Source organism: Pseudomonas lundensis, assembly GCF_015377145.2.
Lineage (GTDB): Bacteria > Pseudomonadota > Gammaproteobacteria > Pseudomonadales > Pseudomonadaceae > Aquipseudomonas > Aquipseudomonas lundensis.
Map to the genome: position 1 here is coordinate 2,217,591 of NZ_CP062158.2, position 25,945 is coordinate 2,243,535.

At 61.1% G+C, this 25,945-nt stretch carries 25 protein-coding genes; 18 read left to right on the forward strand and 7 right to left on the reverse strand.

What is annotated here, in order from left to right; genetic code table 11:
- Positions 1-36 precede the first annotated feature (36 nt).
- From IF654_RS10510 to IF654_RS10530, 5 genes are all read left to right on the forward strand, one after another.
- A complete protein-coding gene (locus tag IF654_RS10510; protein ID WP_047277127.1) occupies positions 37-1,293 on the forward strand; it encodes a helix-turn-helix transcriptional regulator in 1,257 nt (418 codons plus the stop codon).
- 99 nt (positions 1,294-1,392) lie between these two features.
- Positions 1,393-2,160: an SDR family oxidoreductase gene (locus IF654_RS10515; RefSeq protein ID WP_047291405.1), complete on the forward strand. Its 768-nt coding sequence runs from the start codon at positions 1,393-1,395 to the stop codon at positions 2,158-2,160.
- Between the two features lie 15 nt (positions 2,161-2,175).
- The gene (locus IF654_RS10520) at positions 2,176-3,003 is read left to right on the forward strand and encodes an SDR family NAD(P)-dependent oxidoreductase (RefSeq protein WP_047274785.1); all 828 of its coding nucleotides are present in this window, start codon (positions 2,176-2,178) and stop codon (positions 3,001-3,003) included.
- 119 nt (positions 3,004-3,122) lie between these two features.
- On the forward strand, positions 3,123-4,160 hold the full coding sequence (locus IF654_RS10525) for a Rieske 2Fe-2S domain-containing protein (protein WP_047280573.1): 1,038 nt from the start codon (positions 3,123-3,125) through the stop codon (positions 4,158-4,160).
- A gap of 74 nt (positions 4,161-4,234) precedes the next feature.
- Positions 4,235-5,248: an AraC family transcriptional regulator gene (locus tag IF654_RS10530; protein WP_047280574.1), complete on the forward strand. Its 1,014-nt coding sequence runs from the start codon at positions 4,235-4,237 to the stop codon at positions 5,246-5,248.
- 41 nt (positions 5,249-5,289) lie between these two features.
- Here IF654_RS10530 and IF654_RS10535 read toward each other — a convergent pair whose 3' ends face one another.
- From IF654_RS10535 to IF654_RS10550, 4 genes are all read right to left on the reverse strand, one after another.
- Entirely contained in the window at positions 5,290-6,831 is a 1,542-nt protein-coding gene (locus tag IF654_RS10535; protein WP_094988113.1) for a SulP family inorganic anion transporter, read from the reverse strand.
- Positions 6,832-6,914: 83 nt separating this feature from the next.
- Positions 6,915-7,628: a carbonic anhydrase gene (locus IF654_RS10540; RefSeq protein WP_047274963.1), complete on the reverse strand. Its 714-nt coding sequence runs from the start codon at positions 7,626-7,628 to the stop codon at positions 6,915-6,917.
- Between the two features lie 177 nt (positions 7,629-7,805).
- Positions 7,806-8,861: a permease gene (locus IF654_RS10545; RefSeq protein WP_047274777.1), complete on the reverse strand. Its 1,056-nt coding sequence runs from the start codon at positions 8,859-8,861 to the stop codon at positions 7,806-7,808.
- A 111-nt stretch (positions 8,862-8,972) separates the two neighbouring features.
- The gene (locus tag IF654_RS10550; protein WP_047274775.1) at positions 8,973-9,749 is read right to left on the reverse strand and encodes an IclR family transcriptional regulator; all 777 of its coding nucleotides are present in this window, start codon (positions 9,747-9,749) and stop codon (positions 8,973-8,975) included.
- A gap of 172 nt (positions 9,750-9,921) precedes the next feature.
- Between IF654_RS10550 and IF654_RS10555 the strand changes: the two genes are divergently transcribed.
- The 4 genes from IF654_RS10555 to IF654_RS10570 are packed head-to-tail and all read left to right on the forward strand — an operon-like array spanning position 9,922 to position 13,434.
- Positions 9,922-10,689 (forward strand): ABC transporter substrate-binding protein, encoded by a 768-nt coding sequence (locus tag IF654_RS10555; RefSeq protein WP_047274773.1) that lies wholly within the window; start codon positions 9,922-9,924, stop codon positions 10,687-10,689.
- A gap of 59 nt (positions 10,690-10,748) precedes the next feature.
- Positions 10,749-11,405 (forward strand): amino acid ABC transporter permease, encoded by a 657-nt coding sequence (locus tag IF654_RS10560; RefSeq protein ID WP_047274771.1) that lies wholly within the window; start codon positions 10,749-10,751, stop codon positions 11,403-11,405.
- Positions 11,402-12,148, forward strand: coding sequence for an amino acid ABC transporter ATP-binding protein (locus tag IF654_RS10565; protein WP_194862496.1), 747 nt, complete (start codon positions 11,402-11,404; stop codon positions 12,146-12,148). Before IF654_RS10560 ends, IF654_RS10565 begins: the two co-directional genes overlap by 4 nt.
- Positions 12,145-13,434, forward strand: coding sequence for an NAD(P)/FAD-dependent oxidoreductase (locus tag IF654_RS10570; protein WP_047274767.1), 1,290 nt, complete (start codon positions 12,145-12,147; stop codon positions 13,432-13,434). The genes IF654_RS10565 and IF654_RS10570 overlap by 4 nt, the downstream gene beginning before the upstream one ends.
- 40 nt (positions 13,435-13,474) lie before the next feature.
- On the opposite strand, the gene IF654_RS10575 is transcribed toward IF654_RS10570, so the two are convergent.
- Complete coding sequence (locus IF654_RS10575; RefSeq protein ID WP_047274766.1) at positions 13,475-13,699, reverse strand: YgdI/YgdR family lipoprotein; 225 nt, start codon at positions 13,697-13,699, stop codon at positions 13,475-13,477.
- 30 nt (positions 13,700-13,729) lie between these two features.
- Positions 13,730-14,632: a LysR substrate-binding domain-containing protein gene (locus IF654_RS10580; RefSeq protein ID WP_094988110.1), complete on the reverse strand. Its 903-nt coding sequence runs from the start codon at positions 14,630-14,632 to the stop codon at positions 13,730-13,732.
- A gap of 147 nt (positions 14,633-14,779) precedes the next feature.
- Here IF654_RS10580 and IF654_RS10585 point away from each other — a divergent pair, with 147 nt between their 5' ends.
- Positions 14,780-15,715 carry a DMT family transporter gene (locus IF654_RS10585; protein WP_194862495.1) on the forward strand — a complete coding sequence of 312 codons (936 nt, stop codon included), beginning with the start codon at positions 14,780-14,782 and terminating at the stop codon, positions 15,713-15,715.
- Here IF654_RS10585 and IF654_RS10590 read toward each other — a convergent pair whose 3' ends face one another.
- Positions 15,716-16,381: a histidine phosphatase family protein gene (locus IF654_RS10590; protein WP_047274763.1), complete on the reverse strand. Its 666-nt coding sequence runs from the start codon at positions 16,379-16,381 to the stop codon at positions 15,716-15,718.
- 229 nt (positions 16,382-16,610) lie between these two features.
- Between IF654_RS10590 and IF654_RS10595 the strand changes: the two genes are divergently transcribed.
- From IF654_RS10595 to IF654_RS10630, 8 genes are all read left to right on the forward strand, one after another.
- Positions 16,611-17,315 carry a YoaK family protein gene (locus tag IF654_RS10595; RefSeq protein WP_047274762.1) on the forward strand — a complete coding sequence of 235 codons (705 nt, stop codon included), beginning with the start codon at positions 16,611-16,613 and terminating at the stop codon, positions 17,313-17,315.
- Between the two features lie 80 nt (positions 17,316-17,395).
- A complete protein-coding gene (hutC, locus tag IF654_RS10600; protein ID WP_047282457.1) occupies positions 17,396-18,148 on the forward strand; it encodes a histidine utilization repressor in 753 nt (250 codons plus the stop codon).
- Between the two features lie 314 nt (positions 18,149-18,462).
- On the forward strand, positions 18,463-20,139 hold the full coding sequence (hutU, locus tag IF654_RS10605) for a urocanate hydratase (RefSeq protein ID WP_083333812.1): 1,677 nt from the start codon (positions 18,463-18,465) through the stop codon (positions 20,137-20,139).
- A gap of 124 nt (positions 20,140-20,263) precedes the next feature.
- Entirely contained in the window at positions 20,264-21,424 is a 1,161-nt protein-coding gene (locus IF654_RS10610) for a CaiB/BaiF CoA transferase family protein (RefSeq protein WP_194862494.1), read from the forward strand.
- Positions 21,421-22,563: an acyl-CoA dehydrogenase family protein gene (locus IF654_RS10615; protein WP_047272944.1), complete on the forward strand. Its 1,143-nt coding sequence runs from the start codon at positions 21,421-21,423 to the stop codon at positions 22,561-22,563. The genes IF654_RS10610 and IF654_RS10615 overlap by 4 nt, the downstream gene beginning before the upstream one ends.
- A 129-nt stretch (positions 22,564-22,692) precedes the next feature.
- On the forward strand, positions 22,693-24,120 hold the full coding sequence (locus tag IF654_RS10620) for a purine-cytosine permease family protein (protein ID WP_169881006.1): 1,428 nt from the start codon (positions 22,693-22,695) through the stop codon (positions 24,118-24,120).
- Positions 24,121-24,184: 64 nt separating this feature from the next.
- A complete protein-coding gene (locus IF654_RS10625) occupies positions 24,185-24,934 on the forward strand; it encodes an electron transfer flavoprotein subunit beta/FixA family protein (RefSeq protein WP_083333808.1) in 750 nt (249 codons plus the stop codon).
- A gap of 16 nt (positions 24,935-24,950) precedes the next feature.
- A complete protein-coding gene (locus tag IF654_RS10630) occupies positions 24,951-25,880 on the forward strand; it encodes an electron transfer flavoprotein subunit alpha/FixB family protein (protein ID WP_047273576.1) in 930 nt (309 codons plus the stop codon).
- The last annotated feature ends 65 nt before the right edge of the window (positions 25,881-25,945 follow it).

The window sequence follows — 25,945 nt, forward strand, 5'->3', positions numbered from 1 at the left end:
CAGGTCTCGAACCGCGCCCATTGCGAGGAAACGTCCATGGATACAGTGACCCTGAACCCGCAGACCCTGGCCGACCTGGGGCTCGAATTGAACGATTACGATCATATGGTCGGCAGCTTTTATGACGGCGCCCTGGACCCCAAAGTCATGGGCCGCACCTTGTGCGCCGTGCGCATGATGTTCAAGGCCAACTACGCCACGCTGATCCTGCGCGTGCCGGACCAGCCTGACCTCGGCCTGATGATCGTGGCGGGGGACATTGAAGGCGAAGGCGAACTCACGTATCAGACCTACCCGCAAACCAACACACCGTTTACCGGTCAGGCGCTGGATCAGGTGTTCACGGTCGAAGACTTGATGAGCGAGGCCGACTGGGTGGCGTCGGCGTATTTCAAGGCGTATTGCGGGCCGCAGAACGTGTACCACGTGATGGGGGCCGATATCTCGACGCCCGATGGCGGCAAGCTGCGTTTTCGCATCACCCGGCCTAAATCTTCCCCCGCGTTTTCAGCCTCTGAACGCGCGTTGTGCAGCATGTTTTTGCCGCATTTGCGCCGCGCCCTGCACATGCACAACCTGCTGGACCGCAGCGAGTCCATCAGCGAGCTGTATTCCCAGGCCATCAGCCGCTTGTCCGTGGCCACCATCGTGCTGGATGAGACCGGCAAAGTACTGCGCCTGAACCCGGTTGCCGAAGAAATCCTCAGCAGCGCTGATGGCCTGAAGCTGGTGGGCGGGCGTCTGGAGGCCACCTACCCGAGTGACAACCGCGAGTTGCAGCGGCTCGTCAAACACGCGTTCAGCGCTGAAGTGCGCGAGGGCGGGGTCACCGCGGACGCCATGTCCGTCACCCGGCCATCGGGTCAGGTCAGCCTTGGGGTGGTGGTCGAGGCGATCCCGTCGCTGGAATGGGCCGAGGGCAAAAGCAAGCCCGCCGCTGTGGTGTACATCCGCGACGCGGTGGGCAAGTCGCTGGCCAGCGAAGTGGTGACCAAGCAACTGTTCAACCTGACCAAGGCCGAAACGGCACTGGCGATGGAGTTGGCCAATGGTTTGTCGCTGGAAGAAGCCGCCGAAAACCTCAACATCCGGCGCAACACTGCTCGGGCTCACCTGCGCTCGATCTTTTCCAAGACCGGCGTGCGACGCCAGACCGAGCTGGTGAGGATTCTGCTGAACAGCGTGGTCGCGCTGGGAAAGCCCAAGTGCGCCTTGCGAACGCCTGAAAAGGTGCTGGTGCCCGCCCCGCAATTGGCCCCGAAACTGCCCCGGCCCCTTCGCCAGACGGCGTGAGCGGCTGATGTATTCGCGAGCGGACGGCGAGGTGGGATATCGCCGTCGGCTCAATGCCCATCAGGCCGACAAGGGCCTGCACTTAACGAGGAAAACCCTATGCCAGTTACAGCTGTCAGCGGTTCTGCATCCGGGATCGGCGCGGCCGTGTGTGAGGTGTTGCGCGCAGCCGGTCATCGCATCATCGGGATTGATCGCGCCCAGGCCGACGTGATCGCCGACTTGTCCAGCACAGCAGGCAGGCAAGGCGCGGTGGCGCAGGTGCTGGAACAGTGCGAGGGCGTGCTGGACGGGCTGGTGTGTTGCGCCGGGCTGGGGGTGACCGCGTCGTCCAGCAGCCTGGTGCTGGCGGTCAATTATTTTGGCGTCAGTGAGTTGCTCGACGGGTTGGCCGAGGCGCTGTCAAAAGGCACGCAACCGGCCGCGCTGGTGATCGGTTCGGTGGCTGCAACCCACGCCGGCGCTGAGCAACAACCGATGGTGGCCGCCCTGTTGGCAGGGGATGAAGCGCAGGCGCTGGCGTTGGCCGATGCCCTGGCTCAGCCGCACATCGCGTATGCGGGCTCCAAATACGCCGTCACCTGCGATGCGCGGCGCAAAGCGGTGCAATGGGCCGCCCAGGGCATCCGCCTGAATGTGATCGCCCCCGGCGCTGTCGAGACGCCGCTGCACCAGGCCGCCAAGGACGATGCCCGCTTCGGTCAGGCGGTGCGCGACTTTGTGGCGCCGCTGGGGCGTGCGGGCGACCCAGCCGAAATCGCGCAGGCCGTGGCCTTTTTGCAATCGCCGCAGGCCAGTTTCATCACCGGCAGCGTGCTGTTTGTCGATGGCGGGATGGATGCCAAGGCGCGTCCACAACGGTTTTAAACCCAAGGAATTGCCATGAATAAAGTCGCATTTGTGACCGGTGCCAGCCGTGGCATCGGGCGTGAAACCGCGTTGGCGTTTGCCCGTGCCGGGTTTGATCTGGCCATCAGCGCCCGCAGCGTGGAAGAAGGTGAGCGCCACACCCATGGGTTGTCAAACCCCGACGGCACGCCGTTGCCGGGCAGTCTGAACGGCACCGCCGAGGCGATCCGCGCGCTGGGTCGCAAGGCGCTGGTGGTGCCCATGGATTTGCTCGACAGCGCGTCGGTATTGGCTGCCAGCAAGGCGGTGTTTGCTGAATACGGCCGGGTGGATGTGCTGATCAATAACGCCATTTATCAGGGCAGCGATTTGAACGCAGCCTTTATGGCGCTGGACCCGACGACCCTTGAACGGGTGTTTCAAGGGTATGTGATGACGCCCTTTTTGCTGACCCGCGCCGTGGTCGACGGGATGCTGGAGCAGGGCGGCGGGGTGGTGATTAACGTGACCTCCGGTGCAGGCGAAAGCGACCCGCCCGTGGCGGCGGGCAAGGGCGGTTGGGGCTATGCCTATGGTGCGGGCAAGGCGGTGGTCTCAAGGCTGTCGGGGATTTTATCGGTGGAGTTGGGGGAGCAGGGCATCCGCGCCTATACGCTCAATCCGGGGGTGGTCACCACAGACGCCTTGCGGGCCACCATTGGCGACAAGGGTGTGATCGCCCTGCGGGCAGGGTCAGCGCCGCCCGAGGTGCCCGCGGCGGTGATGCTGTGGCTGGCCACCGATCCTGCGGCGGTGGATCATCAGCGCAAGACCATTCATTGCCAGCCTTTTGCACGTGAGCACGCGATTGTGCAGTGGTAGCCAAAGGTTGAGCCGGGGTGAGGGGCGGCTTCTAGTCCATCTGAACGATGAACCCGCGCCCGCCCTGGTTGAAGATCATCGGGCAGGTCCCGTGGCCTTTAACCGGAGGAATAATAAAAATGACTAAGCTCGCAGAAATCCACGTCGAAAATGCCCTGTCGCCGCGCTTCGGACGGGGGTGGCATTGCCTGGGTGAAGCGGACGAGTTCCGTGATGGCAAGCTGCATACGTTGAACATTTTCGGCACCCGGCTACTGGCTTTTTCCACTGCGTCAGGGGTGATCAGCGTGCTCGACGCGCACTGCCCGCACATGGGCGCGGACTTGTCCCAAGGCACGATTGAGAACGACCGCATCGTCTGCCCGTTCCATCATTGGCAATACGACGCCAGCGGCAAGTGCGTGGAAATCCCTTACTGCAAGCGCATCCCGCCCAAAGCCAAAACCCGCGCCTGGCAAACCTGTGAAGTCAACAAGCTGCTGTTCGTGTGGAACAACCCCGAAGGCAAGCCGCCCGCCGAAGACGTGGTGATCCCGCACTTGCCCGAGATGGACAGTGACGAGTGGCTGCACAGCTGGCACATGGACAAACTGATCATCAACACCCAACCACGCGAGCTGGTCGATAACCTGGTGGACGCGCAGCATTTCGGCCCGGTGCACGGCACACCGACCAAGTACTTTCACAACGTTTTTCAGGGCCACATTGCCCAGCAGATTTTCCATGGCGACTCCGAGCGCCTGGGCGGTGATCTGGTCGCCGAATCGGCGTACTACGGCCCGGCCACGCACTTTACCCGCATGCGCGCCATGTTCGACGGTCAGGAGATCAAGTCCATCCTGCTCAACTGCCACGTGCCGATCGGTCCCAACAGTTTCGAATTGCGCTTTGGCTGCATGGTGAAAAAAGTGCCGGGCTGGAGTGACGCGCAAAACGAAGCGCTGGCCATCGATTACGTGCAGCGCAACCGCGACTCGTTCTATCAGGACGTGGACATCTGGACCCACAAGATTCGCGTCAACAACCCGGTGTTGGCGGAAGGCGACGGCCCGGTGTACCAGCTGCGAGAGTGGTATCAGCAGTTCTTCACCGATGAGGCCAGCATCCCGGCCAGCATGGCCGAGTGTCGCGAGTTCACCACGGTGGATAAACGCTGATCAACGCTGGCTTTTTGATCCACGCTGCTTAAGATGGCCCACAGTTAAACACCATCAGGCTTGGATCAAGGCCAATGTTGAACAAAGACACCATCGCCATTCAGTTGGTGCGCGAAGCGCTGTTGCAAAGCTGCGCTTCGCCGCTCGTCATGCAGGATGTGTTGCGCACCGTGGGGGTTGATCCGGCGCTGCTGGAAGACGCCGAAGGCCGCGTGCCTGCCCACACCTATGCGCGCATGTGGCGCTTGCTGGCGCAGCGTCTGGACGATGAATTTTTTGGCATGGACCCGCGCAAGCTGCGCGCCGGAAGCCTGGCGTTCATGTGCCGTGCGGCCATGGCACAGCCCACGCTGGTGCAGGGCCTGGAGCTGGTGCTGGGCTTTTTGTCGTTGATGCTCGAACGCCTGCCCGCCACGTTGGTGCGGCGCCAGAGCCTGGCCGAGATTGTCTTGCACGAGCCTGACGACAACCCGGCGCGGGCCTTCACCTACTTTACGTACTGGATGATTGTGCACGGGGTGGCGTGCTGGCTGGTCGGGCGGCGGATTCCGATCCTGGCCATCGAGCTGCGGTGTGCGCCGCCTGAGCATGGCGACGATTACGCGGTGATGTTTTCAGAGAATTTGCGTTTCGGGCGCCCGCGCACGCGGATGATTTTCGCGGCCGATTGCCTGGATGCGCCGATCAAGCGCACTGAGGGCGAACTGCAGCGCTTTTTGGCGCAGGCACCGGCCAATATTCTGGTCAAGTACCGCGACCCGCAAAGCCTGGCCAGTCAGATCAAACACAGTTTGCGACAACTGCCTGCTGCGCAGTGGCCTGAGACCGAAGGCCTGGCGCACACGCTGTGCATGTCAGCCTCGACGTTACGCCGCCGTCTGGCCGAAGAAGGGCAGACGTATCAGGGGCTCAAGGACGGGGTACGCAAGGAGTTGGCCATCGGCTGGCTGGCCGAGCCTGAATTGAGTTTTGCCGACATCGCCTCCCACCTCGGGTTTGCCGACACCAGTTCGTTCTACAAAGCGTTTCGCAAATGGTCGGGGACCAACCCGGGGCATTACCGCAGCCTGATTCTGGGCGTCAATTGAACAGCCTGCCGCAGTGACCGCGGCAGGCCTGTTCAACACTGTCAGTTGGCGGTCGAGCCGAGACCGGCCGTGGTCCGGGTTCGTCCTTCCAGCCGACGTTTCAGCCCTCGGGGTTCGATGATCAGTCTTGAGCCGCTGGCCGCGTTGGCCCGCGCCCATTCCTCCAGCAATTCCAGGCAGGCATGGTCGATGTAACTGAGGTTGCCCAGTGGCACGTGCACGATCGAACCCGCAGGCACCCGGCCCAGGGTGCGCGTCAGCGCGGGGACTTTGAGGAAGGTCGCCGCGCCCGACAAACGCAGCTCCATCTCATGCGGGGCTGATAACGGGGTGAGGCTGATTTTCAGGCGCGCCGCTTTCCAGGCCAGCTTGACCAGCGTCAGGGCAAAGCCCACCAGCACGCCCGTCAGCAAGTCGGTGAAGATGATCGCCAGTGCCGTGGCGGCATAGGTCAACATCGGCATGCGGCCATACCGGGCCAGGCCGCGAAAGGCTTTGACGTCCACCAGCTTGATCCCGGTATAGACCAGCACACCCGCGAGGCTTGCCACCGGAATCCGTTGCAGCACGCTGGACAGCAACACCACGAACGCCAGTAGCCATGCGCCGTGCAACATGGCCGACAGCCGCGTGGTGGCGCCGGCCTGAACGTTGGCCGAACTGCGCACGATCACCCCGGTCATCGGCAATGCCCCGAACAGGCCGCACAGCATGTTGCCGACGCCCTGAGCGCTGAGCTCCTTGTCAAAGTCCGAGCGCTGGCCGTTGTGCATGCGATCCACTGCTGCTGCCGATAACAGGGTTTCGGCACTGGCAATGAAGGCGACCGTGAAGGCAGCCAGCAGCAGGGTCGGGTCAGCGAGATTGAGCAGGTCGGCGGGGCGCAGCCAGTCGATGGCATCGGCCAGGTTGTCCGGCACCTCGACCCGTTTGACCGACAGCTCCAGTAGCAGGCTGATCCCGGTGGTCAGGCCGACGCCCAGCAACGCGCCGGGAACAAATCGCAAACGCTGCGGGCGGCATTTGTCCCACAACGCCATCACCACAATGGTCCCCAGCCCCAACGCTCCGGCTTGCCAACCGAGGCCGCCGCCCAGCGTCGGCAGCGCCGCCAGCAACGCGTGCGGAAAGCCCGTCAGGTTCGCCAGCCCTGAGGGCTGCGGCGCGCCGTCGAGCATCACATGCAGTTGGGATAACACGATCAACACGCCAATCCCGGCGAGCATGCCATACACCACGGCCGGGGCGGTGACGCGGAACCAGCAGCCCAGCCGCAAACGCCCGGCCAGTAATTGCAAGAGGCCAGCCAGGAGCAGGATCGGCCCCAGCATGGCCATGCCGTGTTGGCGCACGATTTCAAAGACCAGCACCGCCAATCCGGCGGCCGGGCCGCTGACCTGTAACGGCGAACCCGCCATCCAGCCCACCACCAGCCCGCCAATGATGCCGGTCATCAAGCCTTTGGCGGGCGGCATGCCGGAGGCGATGGCAATGCCCATGCACAGAGGCAGGGCGACCAGAAACACCACCACCGAGGCCATCAACTCGCGGGGCAAGATTTTTCCTAAGTGTTCAGCACGCATGGAAACGCTCCCAAAGCAGGTTCAAGCCAACGCCACCTTCGGCTGCATGACGGGCAGCCGGGACGAGGCGCGGTCAATGTCGGTCAGAAGCGCGCTTTGGGCGTCGCAGAAGGGATGTTGTGCACGTCGTTCAAGGGCCTGAAAGCCGCCTGTTCGGCGTCGTAGGCGCTGATGTCGCTGGTTTCGATGTTGTAGATCCAGCCATGGATAAATAACTGGCCATTGGCCAGGCGGGAGGCCACGGACGGGTGCGTGCGCAGGTGCTGCAGCTGGGCAATCACGTTTTCTTCGGTCAGGCGGTGCATGCTGTCCGTTTCGCTGGCGCAGGCGCAGTTCTCTTGAACCATGGTCTTGGCCACTTCGGCATGGCGCAGCCAGGCTTTGACGGTGGGCATGGCTTCAAGGCTGTCGGGGTTGAGCACACCGCGCATCGCGCCGCAGTCCGAGTGCCCGCACACGATGATGTGCTGCACCCCCAGCACCAGATTGGCGTATTCAATGGCCGTGGACACGCCGCCGTTCATCTGACCGTAGGGCGGCACGACATTGCCGACATTGCGCGTGACAAACAAATCGCCGGGCGCGCTTTGCGTGATGAGTTCGGGGACGATGCGCGAATCGGCGCAGGCGATGAACATGGCGCGGGGACGTTGGGCGGTGGCCAGCTTTTTGAACAGGTCTTTCTGTTGCGGAAAGATGTCGTGATGAAAATGCAAAAAACCTTCGACGATGTGCTGCAGCGCTGCTTCGGGGGTGGCAGTGGCTGCAGCTATCGACTGATTATCCTTGGTACTCATCATTCATCCTCTTTTGGCAAAGCGAAGAGATTTCTGGTGGAGGCCAGAAACGGGCCGTCATTGACCCGAATGAAAAAAGTACCGGTTGAAGCTTAACTAAAACTGAATTAACCGCTCTGGAACAAGGCTTTCATGATGGCATTAAGCAATTGCCGGAACGGTGCAGGGCGCGCTGATTCAGAGCAGCCACATGCCCACCAGCCCGCTGAGGATGCCCACCAGCATGGTCATCACGGCCACACTGACCAGCACGCGGGTGTCGAAATCCTTGCGCAGCATTAACAGCGACGGCAGGCTCACGCTGGGCAGGGTCATCAGCAAGGCCACAGCAGGCGCGGTGCCCATGCCCAGTGCCATCATCGTTTGCACAATCGGGATTTCCGCGGCAGTGGGGATCACGAACAGCGTGCCCACAATCGCCAGGGGGACGAGCCACAGCAGGCTGTCGCTCATGGCGCCATCGACGTGAGGGAACAGCCACACGCGGGCCGCGCCCAGCAGCAAGACGGCCAGCAAATACACCGGAATGGTATTCCAGAACAATTGCCACAACGTGCGCGCCCAGCGCACCAAGAACGGGTCTTGATTGCCCTGGCTGGCATCGGAGATCGCGTCCAGCGCCGCGTCAGGAATGCTCTCCGGGCGTGAGATGCGCTGGGCAATCAGCGAGACGCCAATCACCAGCACTAACCCGGCCACCAGGCGTAATGCACTGAACCCCCAGCCCAGTACAAAGCCCATGAACACCAGCGTTGCCGGGTTCAGTACCGGGTTGGCAATCCAGAAGGCAAGGGCGGCGCCCACCGACACCTTCTGTCGGCGCATGCCGGCGGCAACCGGGGCCGCGCAACAGGTGCACATCATGCCCGGCAGGGCGAACAGCCCGCCGCGCAGGGTCGAACCCAGACCGGCCTTGCCGAACAGGCGCAGCAACCAGTCGCGCGGGATCAGCACTTGAATCAGCGAGCCGAGAATCACTGCCAGAACGGCGGCTTTCCAGATCGCCAGAAAATACACCTGGGCATACGCCAGTGCCGCCGCGAGGGGCTCGCCCTGGTTATCGTTGAGGATCGAGGCGCCAATGCTGTGGTTGTCTGCCGCCAAAAAGGCTTTGGCGTAGTAGGGTGACCACTTGACGTAATACAGGCCAATGCCTGCTATCAGCAGGAACAGCAGGGGCTTGCACCAGAATGACCAGCCCCGTGTAGGTTTGACTGAGGAAACACTGGACATAAACAGTTACCGGACATGAGGAAATTGCGGCGCATCATACGCCAATCCGGAGGCTGATTTATCTGCAAGGGGTGTCAGACCGCGCAAGCTGGCGCGATCTGTAGTGAAGCCTTACAAGGTTCTGATGGCGTTGCTGATTGCCCGGGCGCACTGGACGATGGCCGAGCCCATCTTGAGCTCTGCGTCTTCCATGCTCCAGCGGCTGCTGGGCGCCACCACGTGGACGGCTGCCACTGGCAGGCCATGGCTGCCGTACACCGGCGCGGCAAGGGTCATGTCCCCCAGGAACATTTCTTCCTTATTGGTGGCGTAGCCCTTGCTCCGGGCCGCTTGTATGCGTTCGAAAATAGCCGCCGGATCGGTCAGCGTGTGCTGGGTGAAAGGCCGAATATCGCTGGCTTGCAGGGCCGCGTGCACGTCTTCGTCAGGCAGTCCGCTGAGGTAGGCCCGTCCGCCGCCACTGAGGTACATGGGGATGCGGCTGCCAATCGGCATATGAATGGGGATGAACTTGGGCGCCACAAAACGCGCGACATACACCATGGACACGCCGTCAGGCTCGGTCAGGTTGACGGTTTCGCCAGTGAGTTGATTGAGTTCCGCCAAGTAAGGATTTGCAACGTCAACGAGTGTGTCCGCGGCTAAATAGTTGTAGCCGATTTCCATAACTTTGGGCGTTAACTGGAAGCGGCGGCTTTGCGGATGCTTGCGGATATAGCCCAGCTCTTCGAGCGTGTGCACCATTCGCTGGGCGGAGCTTTTGCTAATGCCCGCAACCTGCGCAATATCGGCCAGGTTCATGGTTCGCCGTGCTGCGCCAAAGCCGCGCAATACCGCGAGGCCCTTCTCCAACGACTGATTGAAAAGGGGGTTATTGTGTTCGCTCATGACGCTTCCTTGGCGTTTATGTACGTTATAAATATCGATATCCGATACTTATAAATCTCTTTACGATTTAGGTAAATTGTTTATAGTCGATGCCGGCTTTTAACACCAGAGGGTGCGGAGGCTGTTTCAAGGCGCCATCAGGATAATAAAAGCGACCACAGGGAGATTCGCCATGCAGAAAAAATTTCAAGTGCTCACGCTCGTGTGTGCAATCGCCGCGGGCATGATGGGATCTGCCAGCGTACTGGCTACACCGACCTATCGCGTCGGGGCTACCGCCACAGGCATTCCGTTTACCTTCGTTGACATCAAAAGCGGGCACACCCAGGGCATGATGGTTGACGCGATTGAAGCGATCGGCAAAGCGGGCGGTTTCGAGACGGATATTCAACAAAGCGTCTTTTCTGCGCTGATTCCTTCATTGACGTCCAACAAGATCGACCTGATCTCGGCCGCCATGCTCAAAACCCCTGAGCGCGAGAAGGTCGTGCAGTACTCCGACCCGATTTACAGCTACGGTGAAGGGCTGATCCTTCAGGAAAAAGACCCTAAACCCTATACCAGCATGGCTGACCTGAAAGGGGAAATCGTCGGTGCCCAAGTGGGATCGGTCTTTATTGATGCCTTGAACAGGCATGGCGGTTTCAAGGAAGTGCGCAGCTACGACTCGGTGGCCGACATGATGCGCGACCTGCGGTTGGGCCGGATCAAGGCTGCATTCGGCGACCGTCCCATCGTGGCGTACCAGATGGCCACCAACCCCAAGCAGACCAAGGGGCTGAAACTGTCGGACACCTATAAGTCGGTCGTGGTGGGCGATGTGTGCATCGTGATGCGCCAGAACGACCCCGAAACACTTGCGCAAGTGAACAAGGGCATCGCCGCGATCAAGGCTGATGGCTCGTTGGACCGCATCATTGAGCAGTGGAAACTGAACTGATGATTCCTCGGCCCGCACGCTGCTGCGGGCCGTTTCATGTGTTGTTTCGCAGGTAACTTATGTTTCTCCAGGACGCGTTGGACTTCCTCCCGCTGTTGTTGAAAGGGGCGGTCGTTACTGTGCAAGTCACTGCGGGATCGTTCGTGCTGAGTTCGCTGATCGGTCTTGTATTCGCTTTGATGATGGTTTCCAAAATCCGCGCGGTGGCGTTGTTCGCCATAGGCGTGGTCAACGTGATTCGCGGTCTGCCCATCATCGTTCAGCTGTTTTATATCTATTTCGTATTGCCCGACTTCGGCATCCAGCTCAGCGCCATGCAGGCGGGTGTGATTGGTCTGGGCATCGCATACTCGGCCTATCAGGCCGAAAACTTCCGCGCCGGCATCCAGGCCATCGACCACGGCCAGATCGAAGCCGCCGAATCCATCGGCATGCGCGGCATGATGATCATGCGCCGCGTGGTATTGCCCCAAGCGTTCCGCATCGCCTTGCCGCCCTACGGCAATACGCTGGTGATGATGCTCAAGGACTCCTCGCTGGTGTCCACCATCACCGTGGCCGAGATGACCCGCCAAGGTCAGTTGATCGCCTCTTCGACGTTCGAAAACATGACGGTGTACACCTTGGTGGCCCTGCTTTACCTGTCGATGAGCCTGCCGTTGTCCTTCGGTTTGCGTCGCCTGGAAGCACGCTTCGCGACGCGGAGAACCTCATGATTGAACTTAAGGGTGTGTACAAGCATTTCGGCAGCGTCCCGGTGCTTGAAGGGGTGGATCTGCAAGTCGGGCAAGGCGAAGTGGTGTGCCTGATCGGCCCTTCGGGGTCGGGCAAATCGACGCTGTTGCGGTGCATCAACGGCCTGGAAAGTTACAGCCGGGGCGAGATCCTGGTCAGCGGCCAGCGCGTGGACCGCAACGACAAGAGCATCCATCAGTTACGCACGCGTGTGGCCATGGTGTTTCAGCGTTTCAATCTGTTCCCGCACCGCACGGCGCTCGAAAACGTGATGGAAGGGCCGATTTACGTGCTCAAGCAACACCCGCAAGCGGCGCGCAAGCAGGCCACGGCGCTGCTCGAAAAAGTCGGTCTGGCCCACCGCATGGACGCTTACCCGGACGTCTTGTCCGGCGGGCAGCAGCAACGCGTGGCGATTGCCCGCGCGCTGGCCATGAACCCGCAAGCCATTTTGTTCGATGAGCCGACCTCGGCCCTCGACCCGGAACTGGTGGGTGAAGTGCTCACGGTCATGCGGCGTCTGGCGGATGAGGGCATGACCATGATCGTCGTCACCCATGAGATGGGATTTGCCCGTGATGTCGCGGACAAAGTGTGTTTCTTGCACGGCGGCCACATTGTCGAGGCCGGGCCTGCCAAAACAGTGCTGAGCGCCCCGCAACACCCGCGTACCCAGGATTTTCTGCGACGTCTGCTGAACCAGACGGACGAGGTTGCCTCATGAAATCTGCTTCCAGCGGTCAGTTGCCGCCTTCGCTGTGGTCAGCCACGGCCCGGCCCGGCGCCATGACACCGCCGCTCAGTGAAAACAAACGCGTAGACGTGGCCATTGTCGGGGCCGGATACACCGGGCTGGTCACGGCATTAAGGCTGGCCGAAGCAGGCATCAGCGTGTGCGTGCTGGACGCTGGCGAACCCGGGTGGGGGGCATCGGGTCGCAACGGCGGGCAAGTGATTCCGGGCCTCAAGTACGACCCCGATCAGTTGCTCCAGCGTTACGGTGAGACGCGCGGCGAGCGCATCATCGAGGCCTGCGGAGGGGCAGCCGATGAAGTCTTTGCCTTGATTCGCGAGTACAGCATCGCCTGCGAAGCCAGCCGTAAAGGCTGGATCCAGCCCGCCGTGTCCGCCGTGTCGATGAAAGCGCTTGAACACCGGGCCCGGCAATGGCAGCAACGAGGGATTGCCGCCGAGATTCTGGACCGTGATGCGGTATGTCAGCGGCTGGGAACGCACAATTATCTGGGCGGCTGGGTCGACCCGCGCGCGGGCAGTTTGCATCCACTGAACTATGCCCGCGGGCTGGCCAAGTCAGCGCTGGGCCGTGGCGTCACCATTCACAGCCAAAGCCGGGTGACCGATTTGCGGCGTGTCGGGCAACAATGGCAATTGACCACGGCCCAAGGCAACACGGTCAGCGCCGATCGGGTGGTGTTGGCCACCAACGGGTACACCGACAACCTGTGGCCGGGTTTGCGCCAGACCGTACTGGCGGCCAACAGCTTCATCATCGCCACCCGTCCGCTGCCCCCTGACTTGCGCAAGACCATCTTGCCGGGAGGTGAAGTGTGTTCGGATGCGCGTCGCCTGTTGCTGTACTTCAAGATGGATGCCCAGGGCCGCTTGTTGCTGGGCGGTCGCGGGCCGTTTGCGGAGCCGACCCGGGCCGGGGACTGGACGCATCTGGAACGCTCGATGGTGATGCTGTTCCCGCAACTGGCCGGGGTAGTCGTCGAATACCGCTGGAGCGGGCGCATTGCGTTGAATCAGAGTGTGTTGCCGCAGCTGCATGAGCCTCAGCCGGGGCTGTCGATACTGATGGGTTACAACGGCCGGGGGATCGCCATGTCGACCATGTTGGGCAAGCACCTGGCGGCGCGCGTGGCGGGAACCGACAGTGACTTCCCGTTCCCGGTCACGCCCATTCGCAGCATCCCGTTCCACAGCCTGCAACGCTTGTACGTTGCCGCCGGGATCACCTACTACCGAATGCTCGATGCCCTGAACTGACCTGTGCAACGGCAAGCAATTGCTTGCCGTTGCCTGGGCGTCAATCGTCGGTTTTGATGGTGGCCACGTCGTCAGCCTTGATCCTGATGTGCTTGCCGGCAATGTCCACGAACTCGTAGAAGCCGTCGTTGGTTTTGGTTTTTGGCAGGTCTTTGGTCAGGTATTGCGTGCCGTTTTGCAGGGTTACCACGCTCGGCGAGGCGCACCCGGCCAGCCCCAGCATTGCCACCATCACCAACGGTACAGCGATCACATTGATCTTCATGCAAGCTCCTTGAGCATTCAAACGTAAGGATTAAACGCACGGGCTTTTATGCAAAAGCCAGTGTCGGAAAATAACTGCTGCCTCTGACAACGTTTTATGCCGAGAGTGCGCCAAGTAGTCAGCATTACCGCTGATACATTCATAAGGGCCGACGCGCCGCAGCACGCCGCTGTCGATTTTGTCCCTGACCATAAAATCCCAGCCCAGCCCGACGCCCATGCCTTGCATGATTGCCTGATAGGCCAGCGTCACTTGGTTGAACAGCGGGCTGTCGGGCGAGGGGGTGTGCTCAATCGCGAAATGCCGGAACCAGTCGCGCCAGTCCATGCAGTTCCAGCCGGATGAATCCAGCTCGATCAGGGGCAGCGTTTGCACATCAGACGGTGCGCCAATGTCTGCCACAGGCAGGGCGGCGCTGGCCACCGGGTACACGCATTCGGCAAACAAGAGATGGGCATCCAGTGATGACCACTTGCCATTACCGTACAAGATCGAGAAATCGTAATCCGCTGTACTCGACTCGTCCAGACCATTGTTGGCGTGGATGTTGACCGTGATCCCGGGGTGAGCGGTGTTGAACGCCAGCAGACGCGGAAAGAGCCAGAACTGTGCCACGGCGTGGGTGCACTGCACCGTCACGGCAGTAGGCGCATGTTCCACCTTGATCCGGTTGACACTGTGTTGCAGTCGCTCAAGCATCGCGCTGACTTCTGCAAACAGGCCGGCGCCCGCGCGGGTCAGGCTGATACCTCGGGCTTGACGCTCGAACAACGAGAGTCCGAGGGCATCTTCAAGGGTGCGAATCTGTTTGCTGACGGCGCTTTGGGTCAGGCACAGCTCGGTTGCGGCGCGGGTAAAGCTGCCATTACGGGCAACCGCCTCGAACGTGATCAGTGTGTCGAGCGGTGGCAAGTGTTTCAGGTAGCGGCTCACGGGTTTTCCTGTGGGGCAGACTCTGCAGGTGGGCTGGAAGTGTGTTGGATTATTCCTATAAGGAATGCCTGAATGCCAAATGCTCTTTAGTCACTCAAGCGTTGAATGCCTATTCTTGCAGCCTCTTTCAGGTTGTGAGCATACGTAATGAAGCGCGGGATAGTCTATGCCGGCATGGCAGGTGCCGTGTGGGGGTGGGTGTTTTTGGTGCCGGTGCTGTTACCGGAGTTCAGTCCGCTGCTCCTCAGTTGTGCCCGTTTTATCCTGTACGGCGCAGTGTCGGCACTGTTGATACTGCCCAACGCCAAGCGCTTGCTGATCCAACTGACCCTGCGCGACGTAATGACACTGGTGAAGCTCGCCCTGTTGGGCAACCTGATTTATTACATGCTGCTGGCCGCCGCCGTGCAGTGGGTGGGGATCGCCGTGGCGTCACTGATCATCGGCGTATTGCCCTTGACCATCAGTTGGCTGGGCCGCCGCGATGCGGGGGCCGTGCCGCTGACTCGCCTGATCTGGCCGCTGCTGCTGGTGCTGGCCGGGATGCTGTGCATCAACCTTGAGGCCTTGTCTGGCGCCGATGCCGGGCAACCGTTGGCTGAAAAAATACTGGGCATTGCCTGTGCCATGGGTGCGCTGGTGTGCTGGACGGGATTTGCCACAGCCAACGCGCGGTACTTGAAACACAGTTCATTCACCAGCAGTGAATGGTCGAGCTTGTGGGGCGTGACCACGGGTGTGCTGGGGCTTTTGATCTGGGCCGTTGCCCATGCGCTGTCGCTGGAGGCTGCGCACGCCGACGTCAGTGACGCCCGCTGGCAGGGGTTCTGGGCGATCAATCTGGCGTGTGCGGTCGTCGGCTCATGGTTTGGCAACCGGCTGTGGAATGCGGCTTCGCGGCGGCTGCCGCTGACCTTGAGCGGCCAGTTGATCGTGTTTGAAACACTGTTCGCGCTGTTTTATGGCTTTGTCTATGTGCAGCGCTGGCCGACGTTGCTGGAATCACTGGCCATGATCCTGCTGTTAAGTGGCGTCAGTTGGGCCGTACGCCGTCATGCGCCCGCCCGCCAGGCACTGGCCTGATCAGCTCGGGCAGGCTTTGGCGCCGTTGTTCAGCCCTTGTTTATCGACGCGGCTGAGCAGGGTGGCTTTGCCGTTGTGCCAGGTCAGGGTCAGTACATACAGGGAGTCGAAATCGCTGTCGGCCCAGTCTTCGGTCAGCGAGACTTTTTTTCCGGTGGCCTTGCCCGCGACCGTGTTAATCAGCTCGGGCAGGTAGCCATGGGACCAGGCGGTGTAGACGGTCGAGTTGTGGTACTTGTCGTCTGTCAGCTCGTTGGCCAGTTGCCGTGTATCGTTGGCCGAAAACTCCAGATTGATGGGCAAGCCCAGTTTGATGGCGCTGGGGTTGATGGTCATCATCGGCCGCACATAGCTGTAGGCGTCATCCTCGGCGCCTTCTTCGACCTGACGCGACGGGTTGGCGGCGAACACGTAATCTGCCTTGCCATATTTCTGCGGCAGCAACGTTGCCAGATCAATGGCGCGGTTCAGGCCCTGGCAGGTCAGTTGCCCCAGACCGTCAGCCGGTTTTTCAGCGTGGCGCATGAACACCAGGGTCTGAACCCCATCGGCCGGTTGGGCGAAAGCGTCTTCGACGTGGGAGCTAAGGCTGACAGTGCCCGCGATCAGCAGCAGCGGGACGGCGGCTAACGCGAAGCGGTTTTTTTTCCAGTCGATCGGGAACATGAAGGTCTTCTGTATCAAATCGGGCGAGTGCGCTCCTTGTCGTACAAACACCGAAGTGCCCGTCATCCTTGAACAAAGTGTTCATTAGACGCGCATTTGGAAATTGGTTCGCTCTCACTTTAGTTGCAGACGTTTCTGAATGCTTCCAGGGATTAAACTGACGAGTACTGGTAAGGCGCTGTTCAATTGGCCATCATTGAACGGCCTTCATCCTTAAGAGGTTGTGCCGATGTTACCTGCTCCGCTCAGACCCCCGATCAACCCCGTACACCTGCGCGTGCGAGCCTGGCGAGGGCGGGTCGGCTTGGGGTTGGTGGCGAGCCTTTCGGTGCTGGCTGGCATGACCGATGCCATCGGGTTTCTGGCCACGGGCGATTTCGTGTCGTTCATGAGCGGTAACACCACGCGCCTGGCGGTGGCGATCAGTCAGGGGGATGCGAGCCTGGTGTTGCGCCTGTTCTTTGCCGTGCTGGCGTTCATCGCAGGCAACACGCTGGGCATTTTGCTCGGGCGTTGGGGCGGACGCCGCGCCTTGCCCTTGATGCTGGTCATTGCCGGGCTGTTGTGTGCCGCCGGGCTGGTGCCATTTGCGTCGCAGGTGCCGGCCTTGCTGGCGGCCATTCTGGCGATGGGCATGCTCAATGCGGCTGTGGAGCAGGTCAACGGGTTGCCGGTGGGGCTCACGTACGTGACCGGGGCGCTGTCGCGTTTCGGCCGGGGTCTGGGGCGCTGGCTGCTGGGCGAGCGCAAGAGCGGCTGGCGCGTGCAACTGGTGCCCTGGAGCGGCATGTTGCTAGGCGCGGTGTTGGGCGCCTGGCTGGAGGCCCGGTTCGGGGTCAGGGCGATGTTATTCAGCGCGGGGTTTGCCTGCGTGCTCGGTGTGATCTCCTTGCGCATCCCGCGCCGCTGGCAGCGCGATTACATGCCGCGTTAAGCCCCTGTTTGTCTGCGACTGCGCGACGGGTAGACTGGCGCGACGCACGGGCCTGCCCCAATCAATAAACAGGAGTTGTTGTGTCCCAGTCTGTCGATGACCATTCGCCCCTCGAGTCATTCTCACTTGAAAGCCCGGCGCCCCTGTACGCGCGGGTCAAACAGGCCATCGTGCAGAAAATCCGCTCCGGTGCCTGGCTCCCCAATACGAAGTTGCCGTCCGAAAGCGAGTTGCTCCAGCAATTGGGCGTGAGCCGCATGACCATCAACCGTGCCTTGCGCGAGCTGACCATCGAAGGCCTGCTGGTGCGCATGCAAGGCGTGGGGACGTTTGTGGCGATGCCCAAGGGCACGGCGGCGCTGTTCGAAATTCACAATATCGCTCAGGAAATCGCTGATCGCGGCCATGTACACCGCAGCGACGTGATGGTGCTTGAAGAGGTCCCGGCCAAGGCCAGCCCGACCTTGCCCTTCGCCCTGGACGGCATCGAGCGGCTGTTTCATTCGGTGATCGTGCATTACGAAAACGAGGTGCCGGTGCAAATCGAGGAGCGTTTCGTCAATGCGCAGATTGCGCCTCTTTATTTGCAGCAGGACTTCACCCGCACCACGGCCTATGCCTACTTGATGGACCTTGCGCCGCTGACCGGGGGCGAGCATGTGGTGGAAGCCATTCATGCCACCTCGGCGGAGTGCCGTTTGCTGGGCATCAAACGAAACGAAGCGTGCCTGATGATTCGCCGCCGCACCTGGTCGGCCCAAGGCGTGGTGGGGTGCGCGCGACTGGTGTATCCGGGCTCGCGCTATCGGTTGCAAGGGCAGTGTGGGCACTGAGTGGGCGTTGGCGCGGGTGGGCGTGTTACCCGCGTTACTTTTGGTGCAGTTCCGTTACCTTTTTGCCGGTCTGTGCACCAAGTTGCGGCAACTTTTCACGTGCTTTCGCTAAGAGCGAGCTGAGTCGTGAAAATCTGAATTTTTATAACGTCCTGATTTAAATAATATTTCCCTATTGTCATGGCACGCGCCTGAGAAGGCGCGTTGCATGTTGGCCCTTCACTTGCATTCACTTGTACATACAGGTTGGTATAAGTGCGCAGTTGGCGCACTGCACCTCATGTCGTTGATGCCATTTGATGAAGGATTACTGCATGACAACTGCTCACACCCGTCACCGCGACGGTGAAATCCGCGCCGCCCGTGGCACCCGTCTTACGGCTAAAAGCTGGATGACCGAAGCCCCGCTGCGGATGTTGATGAACAACCTTGACCCGCAAGTGGCCGAGAACCCGACCGAGCTGGTGGTGTATGGCGGCATTGGCCGGGCAGCACGCAACTGGGACTGCTACGACAAAATTGTCGAAAGCCTCACTCACCTCAATGACGACGAGACCTTGCTGGTGCAATCCGGCAAGCCGGTGGGCGTGTTCAAAACCCACAGCAATGCGCCGCGCGTGCTGATCGCCAACTCCAATCTGGTGCCGCACTGGGCGACCTGGGAACACTTTAACGAACTGGATGCCAAGGGCCTGGCCATGTATGGCCAGATGACAGCCGGGAGCTGGATCTACATCGGCAGTCAGGGGATTGTGCAAGGCACGTACGAAACTTTCGTCGAAGCCGGTCGCCAGCATTACAACGGCAGCCTCAAGGGCAAGTGGGTCCTGACAGCGGGTCTGGGCGGCATGGGCGGTGCGCAGCCTCTGGCCGCCACCCTGGCGGGCGCCTGCTCGCTGAACATCGAATGCCAGCAGAGCCGCATCGATTTCCGTCTGGCCACCCGCTACGTGGACGAACAGGCCACCGATCTGGATGACGCGCTGGCGCGGATCGCCCGCTACACCGCCGAAGGCAAAGCCATTTCCATTGCGCTGTGTGGGAATGCTGCCGAGCTGCTGCCTGAAATGGTTCGCCGTGGTGTACGCCCGGACATGGTTACCGACCAGACCAGCGCCCACGACCCGCTCAACGGCTACCTGCCCAAAGGCTGGACCTGGGAGCAGTACCGCGACCGCGCCGTGACCGATCCGGCGGCCGTGGTCAGCGCCGCCAAGGCGTCGATGGGTAAACACGTCGAAGCCATGCTCGCCTTTCAGAAACAGGGCATCCCGACCTTCGACTACGGCAACAACATTCGTCAGATGGCCAAAGAAGTCGGCGTCGAAAACGCCTTCGACTTCCCCGGATTTGTACCGGCCTACATCCGCCCGCTGTTCTGCCGTGGCGTAGGCCCGTTCCGTTGGGTCGCGCTGTCGGGGGACGCCGAGGACATCTACAAGACCGACGCCAAGGTTAAAGAACTGATCGCCGACGACGCGCACCTGCACAACTGGCTGGACATGGCCCGCGAGCGCATCAGCTTCCAGGGTTTGCCGGCGCGTATTTGCTGGGTTGGCTTGGGCCAGCGTGCGAAGTTGGGCCTGGCGTTCAACGAAATGGTGCGCAGCGGCGAGCTGAAAGCGCCGATCGTGATTGGCCGCGACCATCTGGACTCCGGCTCCGTGGCCAGCCCCAACCGCGAAACCGAAGCCATGCAGGATGGCTCGGACGCGGTGTCCGACTGGCCGCTGCTCAATGCCTTGCTCAACACCGCCAGCGGCGCGACCTGGGTTTCGCTGCACCACGGCGGTGGCGTGGGGATGGGCTTCTCGCAGCATTCGGGCATGGTGATTGTGTGTGATGGCACCGACGAAGCGGCCGAACGCATCGCCCGCGTGCTGCACAACGACCCGGCCACCGGCGTGATGCGCCATGCCGACGCTGGGTATGAAATTGCCATCGACTGCGCCAACGAACAGGGCCTGAACCTGCCGATGATTAACGGCTGAGCCGCCCCCACACCTGATAGTCGCTGACGAAGGTCGGGATAGCGCGTACGTGGGCCACACAGGCTGCACGGTGCACGCCTGCCTGCGTCAATGGCTGACCTGACGACCCTGTGAGGCAACAACCATGAGCAACAGTCCGTTTACTCAACAACTGCAAGGCGTGCGCGTGCTGGACATCAGCCGCGTACTGGCGGGCCCGCATTGCACCGCGATGCTGGCGGACCTGGGGGCTGATGTCATTAAGTTCGAGGTGCCGCAAGAGGGCGATGACGCACGGCATCTGGGGCCTTTTCTGGCGGGCGAAAGCGTGTACTTCGGCCTCATCAATCGCGGCAAGCGCAGCGTCGAGATTGATTTCAAAGACCCGTCGGAGCGTCAACGCTTTTACGAACTGGTGGCCGACGCCGATGTGCTGGTGGAGAACTTCCGACCCGGCGTCACCCGGCGTCTGGGCATTGATTTCGATACGCTGAAGCAGCACAACCCGCGACTGATCTACGCCAGTATTTCCGGTTTCGGGCAGGACGGTCCGCTGTCGGGTCGCCCGGCCTATGACATTGTGGCCCAGGCCATGTCGGGCCTGATGAGTGTCACCGGGTTTGCAGCCACGGGGCCTACCCGCAGCGGCGAGTCCATCGGGGACTTGTGTGCCGGGGTCTACGCCGCCTGGGCCATCAGTTCGGCTTTGTTTGCCCGCGAGCGCCATGCGCCGGGCGCGCAATACATCGATGTGGCCATGTTCGACGTGTTGTTCAGCCTGCAAATGACCGGTTTGTCCAACCTGTATGCCAACGGTGTGGCACCGGGGCTGGTGGGGAACCGGCATCCGGTGTCCACCCCGTTTGACACCTACCGGGCTGCCGACGGGTTGGTGGTGATTGCGGTCGCCAGCAACCGGCTGTTTGAGCGCCTGTGCCAGTGCATGGGCCAGCCTGAGCTGGCAATCGACCCGCGCTTTATCGACGACGCCAGTCGTACCCGGCACGAACCGCAACTGCGGGCTGCCATTGAGGCATGGACCGCGCAACACAGCGTCGAGCACCTGTGTGACGGCTTGCTGGAGGCAGGGGTGCCGTCCTCGCCGGTGTGGGATTTGGCTGAAGCCGCCAGCAGCGAGCATGCCCGCGTGCGTCAGTTGCAGTTCCAGCCACCCGGCGCGGCAGTGCCTTGTGTGCCGCAACCGGTGTTCTTCAACGGTCGTAAACCCCGCGCCCTTACTGCAGCCCCACGCTTGGGGGCTGACAACGCCATTTTTGGTTTGAATCCAACAGGAGTGAACCCGTGAATTTCACTATGAATGCAGAAGAGCTCGCGGTGGTTGAGAGCGCTGAACAGGTCGCCCGCGAAGTGATTCAGCCCTTGGCGCAGCATTACGACGAGAGCGAAAGTTTTTGTCTGGCCAGCATCAAGGCGTTGGGTGACTTGGGCTTTATGGGCATTAACCTGCCAGAAGCCTATGGCGGCCTGGGCATCGGCAGCCTGGCGATGAGCCGCGTGGTGGAAGCGGTCGCGGGGGCCTGTGCCTCGACGGCCTCGGCCATGACGGCGCACTTTTTGGCCACCGATTCGATTCTGCTGGGCGCCACGGAACAGCAAAAGCAGGAGTGGTTGCCCCGGGCGGCCAGCGGGGAGTGGTTGGGCGCATTCGCCCTGACCGAGCCGGCCGCCGGTTCCAATCCGGCCGACATGCGCAGTCGTGCCGTGCGCGAAGACGGTGGCTGGCGTGTACGCGGCAGCAAGCACTACATCACCAATGCCAAGGAAGCCGACTTCATTGTGCTGTACGTGAAAACCGACGCCGAGGCCGGGCACAAAGGCATCAGTGCATTCAGGGTGCCCAAGGGCACGGCCGGGATCAGTTTCTCCAGCCCGGAGAAAACCATGGGTCTGCGCGGCAGCACGATCTATGAGTTGGCGCTCGATTGCTGGTTGCCAGAGACTGCGCTGCTGGGTGTCGAGGGGCAGGGTTTCAACACGGCCATGGCGGTGCTGGATCGTGGGCGGGTGGAGGTGGCGGCCATGTCGCTGGGGATCGCCAGCGCAGCGTTGCACGCCAGTTTGAACTGGGTGCGTGAGCGTCAAATCGGGCCTAAACCCCTGGCGGCGTATCAAGGGACGCAATGGCGCCTGGCGGACATGTATGCGCAGCTCGAAAGTGCCCGCCTGCTGACCATGAAAGCCGCTGCCCGGCGTGACAGCGGCGAGCGTTTCAGCCTTGATTCTGCGACGGCCAAACTGGTGGCGGCGGAGTGCGCCGGGTTTATCACCGATGCTGCGCTGCAATTGCACGGCGGGTACGGCTACAGCCGTGATTTGCCGTTGGAGCGTTACGTGCGCGATGCGCGGATTTTGCGGATTTTCGAAGGCACTTCTGAAGTGCAGAAAATCATCATTTCCCGGGCGTTGCTCGACGCCCGCCCGTAACGCGCACGTGGCAGGTGCGCAGGCACCTGCTCAGGGTTGCAAGGATGCGGTGAAGGTCAGGTCAAGGATCGGAAAAGTCATTCCAAAAACAATGGGCGCACCGACGGTGACAGCCCCAAGGAACTGCTTATGTCCACGCACAACGAAGATTCACCGCGGGCCTCGCTGGTCGAACAGCGCTCTATTGATTACATCCCCGAGTCCGAGCGACACGGGCGGTTGTTCAGTCAGTTCACCCTGTGGTTCGGGGCGAACCTGCAAGTCACGGCCATCGTCACGGGCGCCCTGGCCGTGGTCTTGGGCGGTGATGTGTTTTGGTCGCTGATCGGTTTGCTGATCGGGCAAGTGCTGGGCGGCGTCATCATGGCACTGCACGCCGCTCAGGGCCCGAAGCTGGGGTTGCCGCAAATGATCTCCAGTCGTGTGCAATTCGGGGTGTACGGGGCCGTGATCCCGATTGTGCTGGTGTGCCTGATGTACGTGGGGTTTTCGGCCAGCGGCTCGGTGCTGGCGGGGCAGGCGGTGGGGCAATTGGTCGGCGTGAGCGATTCGTGGGGCATCCTGATTTTTGCGGCCCTGATTGTCCTGCTGACCATCCTGGGCTACCGCACGATTCACATGATTGGCCGCGTGGCCAGCGTGGTTGGGGTGCTGGCGTTTTTCTACCTGTTCTACACCTTGCTGTCGCAAAACGATGTGGGCCTGTTGTTGAGCAATAAACACTTTTCGCTAAGCAGCTTTTTATTGGCCATCTCGCTTTCGGCGTCCTGGCAGATTGCTTTCGGGCCGTATGTGGCCGATTACTCGCGCTATCTGCCGTCTACCACCTCGTCGCTCAAAACCTTCCTCGCGGTGGGGCTGGGCTCGGTGGTGGGGTCGCAGATCTCGATGGTGTTTGGCGTGTTTGTGGCTGCATTGGCCGGTGACCAGTTTGCCGGGCATGAGGTGTCCTACATCGTGGGGCTGGGGGCAAGCGGGGCTATGGCTGCGCTGCTGTATTTCTGTGTGGTGTTTGGCAAGGTGACGATCACCACCCTCAATGCCTACGGCAGTTTCATGTCGCTGGCGACCATCGTCAGCGGGTTCCGTGGCAATCACCGGATCTCCAAAGCCCTGCGTCTGGTGTACATCCTGCTGATGGTGGGGTTTGCCACCACGCTGGCGTTGCTCGGGCAGCATTCGTTCCTCAAGGATTTCTCGGCATTCATCCTGTTCCTGCTGGCGTTTTTCACGCCATGGAGCGCCATCAATCTGGTGGACTTCTACCTGATCAGCAAAGAGCGCTATGACGTGCCGGCGCTGTCTAACCCGAATGGCCGATACGGGCGCTGGAACCTGCGCGGTATTCTGGTGTACGCCTTTGGGGTGCTGATTCAGCTGCCGTTTATCGCCACCAGTTTTTACACCGGGCCGCTGGTGGCGTCGCTGGGGGGCACGGATATTTCCTGGATCATCGGTCTGACGCTGCCCGCGTTGGTGTATTACCTGGTGGCACGCAATAGCGCACATGCCGTGCCTGATCAACTGATATTGCCGGTCGAACCGGCCACGGTTTAACGGTTTTTCTCAATCGCAGACGTGGACGGCCCGGTTGCGCGGGTCCGTCCTCAAAGGAGCAACCATGAAGGTGCTGGCTTGTATCAAACGCGTTGTCGATTACAACGTTAAAGTTCGCGTCAAGGCGGACAACTCCGGCGTTGACCTCGCCAACGTCAAGATGTCGATGAACCCCTTCTGCGAGATCGCTGTGGAAGAAGCCGTACGCCTGAAAGAGAAAGGCGTGGCAACTGAGATCGTCGTCGTCTCCATCGGCCCGACCACGGCTCAGGAACAGCTGCGTACCGCGCTGGCACTGGGTGCAGATCGCGCCATCCTCGTCGAATCCGCCGAAGACCTGACCTCGCTGGCCGTGGCCAAGCTGCTCAAGGCTGTGGTGGACAAGGAGCAGCCACAACTGGTGATCCTGGGCAAACAGGCCATCGACAGCGACAACAACCAGACGGGCCAGATGCTGGCAGCGTTGACCGGTTACGGCCAGGGCACCTTCGCTTCCAAGGTTGAAGTGGCCGGTGACAAGGTAGCGGTGACCCGTGAAATCGACGGCGGCGCGCAAACGGTTTCCCTGAACCTGCCCGCCATCGTCACCACTGACCTGCGTTTGAACGAGCCGCGCTATGCGTCCCTGCCAAACATCATGAAAGCCAAGAAGAAGCCGCTTGAAGTGCTGACGCCTGACGCGTTGGGCGTTTCCACGGCATCGACCCACACAACCCTGAAAGTCGAAGCGCCGGCGGCACGCAGCGCAGGCATCAAGGTCAAGTCGGTGGCTGAACTGGTCGAGAAACTGAAAAACGAAGCGAAGGTGCTTTGAATTGGAGGGCGTAAACATGACTATCCTGGTAATCGCAGAACACGACGGTAAAGCCCTGGCCCCGGCCACGCTGAACACCGTAGCCGCCGCTGCCAAAATCGGTGGCGACATCCACGTTCTGGTCGCAGGTCAGGGCATTGGCGCCATCGCTGAAGCCGCTGCACAGGTTTCGGGCGTGGCCAAGGTGCTGGCTGCCGATAACGCGGCTTATGCGCATCAGTTGCCTGAAAACGTTGCCCCGCTGGTTGCAGAACTGGGCAAAAGCTACAGCCACATCCTGGCTGCGGCGACCTCCAACGGCAAAAACATCCTGCCGCGTGTGGCTGCGCAACTGGACGTTGACCAGATCTCCGAGATCGTTTCGGTAGAAAGCGCTGACACCTTCAAGCGTCCGATCTATGCCGGTAACGCCATTGCTACCGTGCAATCGACAGCGCCGATCAAAGTGATCACCGTGCGTGCGACCGGTTTCGATCCGGTGGCGGCGCAAGGCGGTGCTGCAGCGGTGGAAGCGGTCGCGGCCGTTCACGATGCAGGCACGTCTTCGTTCGTGAACGAAGAACTGGCCAAATCGGACCGTCCTGAGCTGACCGCAGCCAAAATCGTCGTATCCGGCGGTCGCGGCATGCAGAACGGCGACAACTTCAAACACCTGTACGCACTGGCCGACAAACTGGGCGCTGCCGTGGGTGCGTCCCGTGCTGCGGTTGACGCCGGTTTCGTACCGAACGACATGCAGGTGGGCCAGACCGGCAAAATCGTTGCGCCACAGCTGTACATTGCGGTCGGTATTTCCGGCGCGATTCAGCATTTGGCGGGCATGAAAGACTCCAAAGTGATCGTCGCGATCAACAAGGACGAAGAAGCGCCGATCTTCCAGGTAGCCGATTACGGCCTGGTGGCGGACTTGTTCGAAGCCGTACCTGAGCTGGAGCGGGCGCTGTGAGCCGTTAAACAGCTGACGTGAAGACGCAGGCAGGCTGCAAAAAGCTGTTTCAATCCATTCTGTAG

Coding starts and splice junctions, on each gene's coding strand:
- IF654_RS10575 (WP_047274766.1), bottom strand. CDS start 13,699: ATGAAGATCAATGTGATCGCTGTACCGTTGGTGATGGTGGCAATGCTG.
- hutU (WP_083333812.1), top strand. CDS start 18,463: ATGACAACTGCTCACACCCGTCACCGCGACGGTGAAATCCGCGCCGCC.
- IF654_RS10590 (WP_047274763.1), bottom strand. CDS start 16,381: ATGTTCCCGATCGACTGGAAAAAAAACCGCTTCGCGTTAGCCGCCGTC.
- IF654_RS10545 (WP_047274777.1), bottom strand. CDS start 8,861: ATGTCCAGTGTTTCCTCAGTCAAACCTACACGGGGCTGGTCATTCTGG.
- IF654_RS10510 (WP_047277127.1), top strand. CDS start 37: ATGGATACAGTGACCCTGAACCCGCAGACCCTGGCCGACCTGGGGCTC.
- IF654_RS10540 (WP_047274963.1), bottom strand. CDS start 7,628: ATGAGTACCAAGGATAATCAGTCGATAGCTGCAGCCACTGCCACCCCC.
- IF654_RS10595 (WP_047274762.1), top strand. CDS start 16,611: ATGTTACCTGCTCCGCTCAGACCCCCGATCAACCCCGTACACCTGCGC.
- IF654_RS10530 (WP_047280574.1), top strand. CDS start 4,235: ATGTTGAACAAAGACACCATCGCCATTCAGTTGGTGCGCGAAGCGCTG.
- IF654_RS10555 (WP_047274773.1), top strand. CDS start 9,922: ATGCAGAAAAAATTTCAAGTGCTCACGCTCGTGTGTGCAATCGCCGCG.
- IF654_RS10525 (WP_047280573.1), top strand. CDS start 3,123: ATGACTAAGCTCGCAGAAATCCACGTCGAAAATGCCCTGTCGCCGCGC.
- IF654_RS10630 (WP_047273576.1), top strand. CDS start 24,951: ATGACTATCCTGGTAATCGCAGAACACGACGGTAAAGCCCTGGCCCCG.
- IF654_RS10560 (WP_047274771.1), top strand. CDS start 10,749: ATGTTTCTCCAGGACGCGTTGGACTTCCTCCCGCTGTTGTTGAAAGGG.
- IF654_RS10550 (WP_047274775.1), bottom strand. CDS start 9,749: ATGAGCGAACACAATAACCCCCTTTTCAATCAGTCGTTGGAGAAGGGC.
- IF654_RS10585 (WP_194862495.1), top strand. CDS start 14,780: ATGAAGCGCGGGATAGTCTATGCCGGCATGGCAGGTGCCGTGTGGGGG.
- IF654_RS10520 (WP_047274785.1), top strand. CDS start 2,176: ATGAATAAAGTCGCATTTGTGACCGGTGCCAGCCGTGGCATCGGGCGT.
- IF654_RS10610 (WP_194862494.1), top strand. CDS start 20,264: ATGAGCAACAGTCCGTTTACTCAACAACTGCAAGGCGTGCGCGTGCTG.
- IF654_RS10565 (WP_194862496.1), top strand. CDS start 11,402: ATGATTGAACTTAAGGGTGTGTACAAGCATTTCGGCAGCGTCCCGGTG.
- IF654_RS10625 (WP_083333808.1), top strand. CDS start 24,185: ATGAAGGTGCTGGCTTGTATCAAACGCGTTGTCGATTACAACGTTAAA.
- IF654_RS10620 (WP_169881006.1), top strand. CDS start 22,693: ATGTCCACGCACAACGAAGATTCACCGCGGGCCTCGCTGGTCGAACAG.
- IF654_RS10515 (WP_047291405.1), top strand. CDS start 1,393: ATGCCAGTTACAGCTGTCAGCGGTTCTGCATCCGGGATCGGCGCGGCC.
- IF654_RS10535 (WP_094988113.1), bottom strand. CDS start 6,831: ATGCGTGCTGAACACTTAGGAAAAATCTTGCCCCGCGAGTTGATGGCC.
- IF654_RS10570 (WP_047274767.1), top strand. CDS start 12,145: ATGAAATCTGCTTCCAGCGGTCAGTTGCCGCCTTCGCTGTGGTCAGCC.